The following is a 9,389-nucleotide window of genomic DNA, read 5'->3' on the forward strand; positions in this document are numbered from 1 at the left end:
GCTGTGTCCGGGGGCACCTCCCAGCGGTCAGGGCCGGGCGCGAATCGTCGGACAGGCCCTCGGCGCGGACGGGGCAGCCCGCCGCAGGAGGGGTGCGGTCGTCTCGGGGGTGGGGCGGGTCTCCGATCCGTCGCGGCGGCGACCGGAGGCCGGGGACGTCACGGTGGCGGAGGGCGGCGGCCGGCGTCCTCTCCGGAGGGGGCGTCGGCATCCACGCTACGCGGCCGGCCACCGGCCGCAACCCGGCCGCGTCCTGACGTGGCAGGCGCGGGGGAGAGGAGCCGGCCGGATGAAGCTAGCAAGGCCTGTGCCTTCCGGGGTCGCGAGCCGGAGAGCGGAGGCTGCGAGGCGTACCCTCCTCCCAACTGCAGGGCCGGGTCACCGACTAGGCGGCCGCGCACCGACTGACATGACGTCAGATATGTTGCAGGCGGCGGCCGGAAGCCTCGCAACGACAGACCGCCGCCACCGGATCAGATGCCGGTGGCGGCGGCCCGGGTGGCTCGGTGCGGAGCCGGCCGGGTCAGCTGAGCTTGAACGACCCGAAGTCGAGGCCGACGAGTGTCCCGCCCGGTGCGATGGGCGTGTGCGCCTCGGAGCCGCAGGAGCTGTCGCCGTAGAGGTGGAACGACTTGTCGGTGTTGTTGGCCAGGGCCCGGAACTTGCCGGTGGAGCCCGGCGACAACTCGTGGACGGTGTAACAGTGGCCGTCCGTCGGGTCGTTCACGGTGATGTGCTTGCCCTCCGGCATGAGCGTGACCTGCACCGGCCCGGTCGCAGCCCAGGCCGTGGCGGGAGCGCTCACGGCGAGCAGGACGGCGGCACCGGCGGCCAGGGGAATCCTGGCCCAGCGGGAGGTGGACGTGCGGTTCATCGGTCCTCCGTGATGTGGTCTCGTGGAGTCCGCCTGATCCGGCGAAAGGACCTCTTCCGGGTCACCGGACGGCGGTCGGACCTGCGCCACTCAGTCTGCACGGAGGCCGGTGCCTGTGCCACCGGAGGGACTGGAGGGGCCGGTGGCGCAGGAGTTACGTCCAGCAGTGCCGGTCCTCCCCCCTGTGTGCGAGGGGTGTACCGGCAGCGGCGGGCACCGCGCCGGACCGGCCCCGACGGGGATTCGCCCAGGCAGCTCGGCAGCTGATGCGGCAGTGCCCTGTGCTGACTGTCGGTCATGGATGGTGTCCACACCGCGGAGAAGGGCGGTCGTCCACGGCGGTGTGACGGCTCGGCGGCCGCACCATCGCGGGTGCGGCCGGGAGCGGGCACGGCGTCGGTCACCGTTCCGGTGCCGCGCGCACCGAGGGCGGTCCTCCCCGTCTGCACCCACCGGCAGTCTGCGCGGCGCGGCGCGGACTGCTCGGCACCGGTGGCGTACGGACCCAGCGGCCCCTGAAGCCGGACGTTTTCGCGGCCTGGCCGCCCGCACCGGACTGCGGAGATGCCCGGTCGATCAGGGCCGGTGGCGGCGACAGGCCCCAGGCGCGGCTGGTCACTCCGTCGTGGGAACGCACTCGGCGAGCAGTCCGACGATGTCACGCCAGGCCCGCTCCGCGTGCCGCGGGTGGTAGCCGACGCCGGGCCGTACTGCCTGCGGGACCGGCGGATGGTGGAAGGCGTGCAGGGCGCCGCCGTAGATTACGAGGCGCCAGTCGACGCCCGCGGCCTGCATCTCGGCGGTGAACGCGTCCCGTTGGGCGGCCGGCATGATCGGGTCCTCCGACCCGACCCCGGCCCACACGGGGCAGCGGATGCGCGCCGCCTCGCCCGGTCGGCCCGTGGTGAGGGCGTTGACCGTCCCGATCACGCGCAGGTCGACGCCGTCGCGCCCGAGTTCCAGCGCAATGGCGCCGCCGGTGCCGTAGCCGATGGCGGCGATCCGGTCGGGGTCGGTCCGCGGTTCGGCGCGCAGTACGTCGAGCGCCGCGTGGCCGATGCCCCGCATCCGGCCCGGGTCGGCGAGCAGGGGCATCACATGCGCCAGCATCTCCTGGGGGTCGGAGAACCAGCGGCCGCCGTTGATGTCGAAGGCCAGCGCCACATAGCCGAGTTCGGCGAGGGCGTCGGCCCGGCGGCGCTGGAAGTCGTTCAGCCCCGGCCCCTCGGGCCCGACCAGGACCGCGGGCCGGCGGTCGGCACCGGCCGGGAGCGCGAGGTGCCCGACCATCGTCAGGCCGTCGGCGGGGTACTCGACCGTGCGTGTGGTAACCGTCGTCATGGGAACGGACTGTAGGAACCGCACGGCACGGCCGGACCGGTGTTCACCGGCGGCGGAACGGTAGTACGGCAGAGCCGCGGCGCGGCAGGGCGTCGAGCGGGTCGACGGGCCGGACCGGGGCGACGCCCGGGTCCGGCCCGTCAGTGCGCGGTCAGAGGTCGAGCTGGTGCTGGTGCGTGGTGTGTGTGGGTGTGTAGCCGAAACCGTCGTTGATGCGTCTCATGTGCGTGTTGCCGTCGGCGGTGTCGGTCAGCAGGCCGCCCAGGTCAGGACAGCGTCCACGGGCGTGTCTGATCGACTCGGCCTTCATCCACCGTCCGAGCCCGTGTCCGCGGTGCTCGGGCAGCACACCCGTGCCGTAGTGCTGACCGTCGCCGGTGCCGTCGCCGGGGATGACGAGTTCGGTGAACCCGGCGATCGAGCCGGTGGAGGTGTCGACGGCGACGACGGTGTGCAACTGGTCGCCGCGCTGCTCGACGGCCTTCGCGGCGGCCCGTACGCGGTCCACGTCCCAGGTCACGGTGCCGTGGTCGGCGTCGTCCATGGGCATGTCGTCCATGGCGCGACGCGAGTCGGCGAACGTCTCGGCGAGGTCGTCGGGGACGGTCCCGTGCCACGATGCCAGCCGGTAGCCGGGATGTGGGCGCTCGACGATCTCGGTCAGGGCGGCGGTGTCCACCGACGCCAGGGAGAGGCGCGAGAACCGCAGGGTGAGGACCTTGCGGAAACCGCGGGCCGCCAGGAAGCGGTCCCCGGGCGATCCGGCCTCCGCCTGCGCCACGACGGAACGCCGGGCGTCGTCCCGGGCGGCGGCCACGGCGGCGTCGAGGAGCCGGGAGCCGACATACCTGCGCCGCTCCGCGGGATGCACCTGGACGGTCAGTTCGGCGAGGTGCTCCCGCCCGGGGTCGGTGAACAGCCGCAGGAAGGCGGTTCCGGCCGGGACGGCGTCGGCGTCGGACGCGAGCCAGGCAAGACGCCGGCTGTGCGGTCCGTCGGCGGGGTCGGTCAGTGGGGTGAGGTGAAGCGACAAGGTGTCTCCGTCATGAGGAGGGGGCTGGGGCCGGTACGCGGGCTCAACTGCCGGGCACTCGTGCGCATGTGCTCCACACCTCCTCGTCGACGGAGCCGGTCCGCAACGGCGCGGACGGCTGGGAGTATCCAACCAGTCCGTCGGTGTCCGGGCAAAGGAATTCCCGGCTGGGGAAAAGGGGCACGAGCACCCCGGTCGACCGGTGGAGCCGTCTCCGGCACCGTCGCGGAAACCGGCCGTCCGGGCGCGCTGCCGTATGTCCACGTCCACGTCCCGGGCACGGCCGCCGCCGTGCCGCGCGACCTCCGTCCGCGCCTCGCACGGAACGGGAACGGCCTCCGCGTGCTGTGCGGCCGGTGTCCGACGGGTGGGGACCAGGTGCGCGGGTGCCGGCGGGTGGTGGCAGCGCGGATGCCGGCGGGTGGTGGTAGACAGGACCTGTGGTGCGCAAAAGGAGGCGCTGGGGGGCGGCGATCTGTGCCCTGTTGGGGCCGCTGCTCGCTGGGATCCTCCTTGTGCCGTTCCGGACGTACTTCTCCTCGGTCGGTGAGGCGCTGGTGATGGTGGCGGTGGTCGTCGCCGTGGCCGCCAGCGGCTACCGCGCCATCGGCATCCTGGCGGCCCTGTCCGCCGCGGTGTGGTTCGACTTCTTCTTCACCCCTCCGTGGGGCCAGCTGGAGACCAACAAGCTCTACGACTCCCAGACCAGCGCCCTGCTCCTGATCATCGGGGCGGCCGTCTCGCAGATGGCCGCCCGCGGCCGCTTCCAGTGGCGGAAGGCGGAGAAGGCCAGATCCAAGCTCGAACTGCTGTACGACACGAGTGTGGCGGTCGGCTCCACCCTCGATGTGACCCGCACCGCTCGGGAACTGGCCCGGGTGGCGGTACCCCGCTTCGCGGACTTCGTCGCGGTGGACCTGGCGACACCCCTGCTGGAGGACGGCGGAGCGCTGACCACCGACGGTGCCACCCGACTGCGACGGGTGGCCATCGGAGGCATCCGCGGCGACCCCCCGCTGTACCCCGAGGGCACCACCATCCCGGTCCGCAGGCCCCTGGACCAGGCGGTGCGCGGAGCCATCGCACCGGGATCGGGCCTGCCGCCCACCGTCACGGAGCAGGGCCACTGCTCCGAGCCGCCGGACCGGCTCCTCGCCCACGGCCTGCGCTCATGCATCTCCGCGCCGCTCCGGGCCCGCGGCACCCCGCTGGGGGCGGTCACCTTCTGGCGTACCAGTGAACGTGAGCCCTTCGACGACGAGGACCGCTGCTTCGCCGAGGAACTCTGCACCAAGGCGTCCCTGGCCATCGACAACGCCCACCGCTACACCCGGGAACGGGCCGTCTCCCTCACTCTGCAGCGCAGCGTGCTGCCGCAGCACATCCCCGACCAGCCGGCCGTGGAGGGCGCCTTCTGCTACCTGCCCGCGGACACGCAGGCGGGCGTGGGCGGCGACTGGTTCGACGTCATCCGGCGTCCGTCCGGCCGGGTCGGGCTGATCGTCGGCGACGCCATGGGCCACGGCCCGGAGGCCGCCGTGGCGATGATCCAGCTGCGTACCGCGGTGCGGACGCTGGCGGCCCTGGACACCGAGCCGCAGGAGTTGCTGCGCCACCTGGACGCGCTGGCCGCCGACACCCCGGGGGCGTCCTTCGCCACCTGCCTGTACGCCGAGTGGGACCCCGCCGCCGCCACCTGCACCCTGATCGCCGCCGGTCATCCGCCGCCGCTGCTCCGGGTGCGCGGCGGCCGTACCTCGGTGGTCCCGCTGGGGGCGGGCCTGCCGCTGGGCCTGGGCTCCTGGGCGGCCGAGCCCACCGTACTGCGGGTGACCGCCCCCACCCTGCTGCTGCTCTACACCGACGGACTGGTGGAGAGCCGGCACGAGGACATCGACATCGGCATTTTGCGACTGGCTCAGCTGTTCACCACCGCCCAGGGCAGTCCCCAGGCGGTCTGCGACTCCCTGCTGCGGGGCACCGCCGGCCGCAGCCCCGCCGACGACCGCACCCTGCTGCTGGCCGAGTTCACCCCGCCCGCCGGGGACCAGCCCGGCTGACGGCCACTCAGGAGCCGGGGCTCCAGGCGATCCCGTGGTGGGTCGCCACCAGGACGGCCATCACCAGCAGGTCCGCCGCGCCCAGTGCGAGACCCAGCAGCGCCCTGCCGCGCCGGGCGGTGCCGCGCAGCAGCGCGGTGGCGGCCAGGCCGATGGCGAACGGGCCGAGGACGACATTGAAGAAGAAGAGGCCCAGCAGGCCCAGGACGAACGCGGCCACGGCGGTGCCGTCGGCCTCCGTGCGCGCAGCAGCGGTACGCGGAGCGGTGGTGCGGGGCGAGTGTGCGAGGTCTTCCACGGTTCAGCCTTCCTGGACGCGGGAGGGGCCGGACCGGCGGCGCCGGGTCCGGGCGGCGCGCTCGCGGACCGCGAAGACCGCAAGCCAGGCGCCGATCAGGCCCGCCGCCACCAGCACCACCGGCGTGGAGGCGTACGAGGCGGCGCCGGCCAGCAGGCCCGCGAGGACGATGACGACGGCGAGCAGAGCCATGGACTGCCTTTCCCTGGGGCGGCCTGACGGTGCCGCGGCAGTTTCGGAGAACAGTTGTTCACTGACGGATCCAGCGTACACTCGCAGCCATGAGCAAACAGTTGTTCACCGAATGAGATGAGCCACACTCCCGGGGTCAGACAGGCCCAGAAGCAGCAGACCCGGCGCGCACTGCTGGACGCGGCGCTGCGGCTGCTGGAGCACCAGAGCCTCAGCAGCCTCGGCCTGCGCGAGGTCACCCGTGAGGTCGGCATCTCACCGGCCGCCTTCTACCGGCACTTCCGCGACACCGGGGAGCTGGGGACCGCCCTCGTCGAGGAGTCCTTCGGCTCACTGCACGGCATGCTGCGGGCCATCCGCGCGGAGCAGGCCGGGCCGGACGAGGTGATCCGCCGGTCCGTGGAGGTGACGGCGCACTACGTCCGGCTGCACCGGGCCCACTTCCGCTTCCTGGCCCGGGAGCGGCACGGCGGCGTACGGTCCGTCCGCAACGCCGTGGACGCCGGATTCCGGCTCTTCGGCGAGGAACTGGCCGCCGACCTGGCGGCGCAGCCCGGCTACCGCGGCTGGAGCCGCGACGACATCCGGATGCTGGCCGACCTCTTCGTCGATCTGATGGTGGCCACCGCGGCGGCACTGCTGGAAGCCCCGCCGGACGACCCGCAGGCCGAGGAGCGGATCGTCGACACCGCGCGGCGCCGGATGCGCCTGATCAGCCTCGGCCGGCAGCACTGGCTGGACCCCTGACCCGGCCGCACGGGGCGCCGCCCGGAGCTACCCCAGGGCGAGCACCGAACGCAGCGCCTCCTCCAACTCCCGGCGCGGGTCGGCCCCGGCCGAGCGGGCCCGCCAGGCGACGAAGCCGTCCGGCCGCACCAGGACGGCCCCGTCCCGCTCCGTGCCGTGCAGCTCGCACCAGTCCGCACCGGGCTCGGGCGCCAGGTTGTGCTCCGGGCCGTCCCCCACCAGGTAGCGGTCCAGCGGCACCTCGGTCTCCTCGGCCGCCGCCGCGCCCGCGGCATGCCAGATGTGCCCGGACGGACCACTGAGCAGCACCATGGACCGCTCGTAGAGGTCGAGCGTCGACAGCCGGGTGCCGTAGCGGTAGCACCACAGGTGCGGTGCCCGGGTGCCGGGCTCCCCGCCGGGCCGGAAGCGCTCGGGCAGCACGGGCTGCTCCGGATCGGCACCCACCAGGGCGCCCTCGGTGTAGCGGTAGCCCAGCACCACCCCCAGCACATTGCCGCGCCGGCCCGTCCCCGGGGTCACGTCGTACCCCGGGTGCTGGTGCTCCGCGGACCGCGCCGACGCCCGGGCGCTGGTGGCGACCGCGACCGGCCGCCGCTCCGCCTGGTAGCTGTCCAGCAGCGCCGGTCCGGCCCAGCCGCCCAGCACCGCGGCCAGCTTCCACGCCAGGTTGTGCGCGTCCTGGATGCCGGTGTTGGAGCCGAACGCACCCGTCGGCGACATCTCGTGGGCGGAGTCGCCGGCGAGGAAGACCCGCCCCGCGCCGTAGCGCTCGGCGACCCGCTCGGCCGCGTGCCACGGCGCCCGGCCGGTGATCTCCACCTCCATGTCCGGGATGCCGGCCGCCGCCCTGATGTGGCGGATGCACCGCTCGTCGGTGAAGTCCTCCAGGGTCTCCCCGCGCTCCGGGTGCCAGGGGGCGTGGAAGACCCAGTCGGCCTCGTTGTCCACCGGCAGCAGCGCGCCCTCGCCCTCAGGGTCCGTCAGATAGCAGACGATGAACCGCCGGTCGCCCACCGCGTCCGCCATCCGCTTGGCGCGGAAGGTGATGGAGACGTTGTGGAAGAGGTCGCCGGGGCCCTGTTGGCCGATGCCCAGCCGCTCCCGTACCGGGCTGCGCGGCCCGTCGGCGGCCACCAGGTAGTCGGCGCGGACCGTGCGCAGACCGCCGTCGGAGCGGTCCCGGACGACGGCCGTCACGCCCGCCGCGTCCTGCTCGAAGTCGACCAGCTCGGTACCGAACCGGACCTCTCCGCCCAGGTCCCGGGCGTACCGCAGCAGCACCGGCTCCAGGTCGTTCTGGCTGCACAGGCACCAGCCGCTGGGGGAGAAGCGGGCCAGTCCGCCGCCCGGGTCGATCTCCCGGAACAGCCACTCCTGCGGGCCGCCGGTGAGCGTGCCCACCTGGAGGATGCCGTGGTTGCCGGAGAGCACCGACGCCGCCTCACGGATCAGCGGTTCGGCCCCGGCCGTACGGAACAGCTCCATGGTGCGGACGTTGTTGCCGCGGCCCCGGGGGTGGACCGAGGTGCCCGCATGCCGCTCCACCACCAGGTGCCGGACACCCAGGCGCCCCAGGAAGAGCGAGGTGGACAGGCCCACCAGGGATCCGCCCGCGATCAGCACCGGAACCCGCTCGTCGATCTTCGCTCTCATTCATCGCTCCAGCACGCGTGCGGACGGTCCGGGACGCGGTCGGACGCGGCCCGGCATGCGCCGCCGTCGGCGACGCCTGGGTTGTCCATGCCCGTTTCCCGACGGTTGGTCACGGTGTTCGCCCATATGGACCGCCGGGCGTCGCCGCATTCAGGACACGGGGTGACCATCGAAGCCGGGCCGGATCACGACCCGGTCCCCATACCGGCTCCCCGAAGGGAACGTGCCTCATGACCGCCCTGTCCGAATCGCCCACCCTTGCCGACCAGGCCACCTCACGGCTGCGGGTCGTCCTCCTCTGCGATGTCAACGAGGGCCAGCAGCAGCGCTTCCTCGACGCCTACGAGCAGATCCGCCACCAGGTGGCCGCCGTCCCCGGCCACATCAGCGACCAGCTCTGCCAGTCCATCGAGGAACCCACCAGGTGGCTGATCACCAGCGAGTGGGACAACGCCGCCCACTTCCTCAGCTGGGTGGACAGCGCAGAGCACCGAGAGCTCGTCAAGCCGCTGCACGGCTGCGTCCGTGACACCCGTTCGCTGCGGTTCACCATCGCCCGGGAGACCCCCGAGCCCGGGGACGCCGAGTCCGCCCGCCGCCACGGCGGCGGGCAGCGCCCGGCCGGCCAGGGCCGGCCCGGCGGCACGGTCCGGCACGCCATCACCTTCACCGTGAAGCCCGGGAGCGAGGAGGCCGTCGCCGAGATCCTGGCCGGCTACACCTCGCCGCGTGCCCGCGTCGACGAGCACACCCGGCTGCTGCGCACCTCCCTCTACATGCACGGCAACCGGGTGGTGCGCGCGGTGGAGGTGGAGGGCGACCTCGGAGCGGCGCTGCGGCACGTCGCCCAGCAGCCCGAGGTACGCGCCGTCGAGGAGGCGATCAACCCCCACCTGGAGGAGGCCCGCGACTTCGCCGACCCGGGATCGGTCCAGTCCTTCTTCGCCCGCGCGGCACTGCCCGCCGTCCACCACTGCGAGGCCGCCGGCGCCGTCGGCAGCGGCGACCTGCGCCGCCGCGCCCTGATCTACCCGGTGCGCCGCGGCTGCGCCCAGGTCGCCGCCAAGCTGCTGGCCGGCCATGACGAGCAGGCCGTGCAGGACCCCGCCAACCCGCTGGTCAGGGCGACCGTCTTCCAGCGCGAGGACATCCTGGTCCGCGTGGTCGACCTGCGCACCGGTGCGCAGG

General features: G+C 73.6%; 9 protein-coding genes. 3 read left to right on the forward strand and 6 right to left on the reverse strand.

What is annotated here, in order from left to right; all coding sequences use genetic code 11:
- Positions 1 to 523 precede the first annotated feature (523 nt).
- The 3 genes from AOK09_RS33285 to AOK09_RS33295 all read right to left on the reverse strand — a co-directional run bounded on the left by AOK09_RS33285 (position 524) and on the right by AOK09_RS33295 (position 3,248).
- Positions 524 to 874, reverse strand: a complete 351-nt coding sequence (locus tag AOK09_RS33285) for a hypothetical protein (protein ID WP_055590950.1) — start codon at positions 872 to 874, stop codon at positions 524 to 526.
- A 615-nt stretch (positions 875 to 1,489) separates the two neighbouring features.
- Positions 1,490 to 2,215 (reverse strand): dienelactone hydrolase family protein, encoded by a 726-nt coding sequence (locus tag AOK09_RS33290; protein ID WP_055590951.1) that lies wholly within the window; start codon positions 2,213 to 2,215, stop codon positions 1,490 to 1,492.
- Positions 2,216 to 2,366: 151 nt separating this feature from the next.
- The gene (locus tag AOK09_RS33295) at positions 2,367 to 3,248 is read right to left on the reverse strand and encodes a GNAT family N-acetyltransferase (RefSeq protein ID WP_055590952.1); all 882 of its coding nucleotides are present in this window, start codon (positions 3,246 to 3,248) and stop codon (positions 2,367 to 2,369) included.
- 443 nt (positions 3,249 to 3,691) lie between these two features.
- Here AOK09_RS33295 and AOK09_RS33300 point away from each other — a divergent pair, with 443 nt between their 5' ends.
- Complete coding sequence (locus AOK09_RS33300) at positions 3,692 to 5,308, forward strand: SpoIIE family protein phosphatase (protein ID WP_265736756.1); 1,617 nt, start codon at positions 3,692 to 3,694, stop codon at positions 5,306 to 5,308.
- A 7-nt stretch (positions 5,309 to 5,315) separates the two neighbouring features.
- On the opposite strand, the gene AOK09_RS33305 is transcribed toward AOK09_RS33300, so the two are convergent.
- Entirely contained in the window at positions 5,316 to 5,606 is a 291-nt protein-coding gene (locus tag AOK09_RS33305) for a hypothetical protein (protein WP_055590954.1), read from the reverse strand.
- Between the two features lie 3 nt (positions 5,607 to 5,609).
- Positions 5,610 to 5,798 (reverse strand): hypothetical protein, encoded by a 189-nt coding sequence (locus tag AOK09_RS33310; RefSeq protein ID WP_055590955.1) that lies wholly within the window; start codon positions 5,796 to 5,798, stop codon positions 5,610 to 5,612.
- Positions 5,799 to 5,915: 117 nt separating this feature from the next.
- On the opposite strand from AOK09_RS33310, the gene AOK09_RS33315 reads away from it, so the two are divergent.
- On the forward strand, positions 5,916 to 6,545 hold the full coding sequence (locus tag AOK09_RS33315) for a TetR family transcriptional regulator (RefSeq protein ID WP_055590956.1): 630 nt from the start codon (positions 5,916 to 5,918) through the stop codon (positions 6,543 to 6,545).
- A gap of 27 nt (positions 6,546 to 6,572) precedes the next feature.
- Here AOK09_RS33315 and AOK09_RS33320 read toward each other — a convergent pair whose 3' ends face one another.
- Complete coding sequence (locus AOK09_RS33320; RefSeq protein WP_055590957.1) at positions 6,573 to 8,201, reverse strand: FAD-dependent oxidoreductase; 1,629 nt, start codon at positions 8,199 to 8,201, stop codon at positions 6,573 to 6,575.
- 230 nt (positions 8,202 to 8,431) lie between these two features.
- Here AOK09_RS33320 and AOK09_RS33325 point away from each other — a divergent pair.
- Positions 8,432 to 9,389: SchA/CurD-like domain-containing protein (locus AOK09_RS33325; RefSeq protein WP_055590958.1), on the forward strand; the 958-nt coding region annotated here is incomplete at its 3' end.

Source organism: Peterkaempfera griseoplana (assembly GCF_001418575.1).
In the GTDB taxonomy this organism is placed as follows: domain Bacteria; phylum Actinomycetota; class Actinomycetes; order Streptomycetales; family Streptomycetaceae; genus Peterkaempfera; species Peterkaempfera griseoplana.

Bases quoted from the DNA above. Each gene is read 5' to 3' on its own strand.
- AOK09_RS33285 (WP_055590950.1), bottom strand. From the start codon at position 874: ATGAACCGCACGTCCACCTCCCGCTGGGCCAGGATTCCCCTGGCCGCC.
- AOK09_RS33290 (WP_055590951.1), bottom strand. From the start codon at position 2,215: ATGACGACGGTTACCACACGCACGGTCGAGTACCCCGCCGACGGCCTG.
- AOK09_RS33310 (WP_055590955.1), bottom strand. From the start codon at position 5,798: ATGGCTCTGCTCGCCGTCGTCATCGTCCTCGCGGGCCTGCTGGCCGGC.
- AOK09_RS33315 (WP_055590956.1), top strand. From the start codon at position 5,916: ATGAGCCACACTCCCGGGGTCAGACAGGCCCAGAAGCAGCAGACCCGG.
- AOK09_RS33320 (WP_055590957.1), bottom strand. From the start codon at position 8,201: ATGAGAGCGAAGATCGACGAGCGGGTTCCGGTGCTGATCGCGGGCGGA.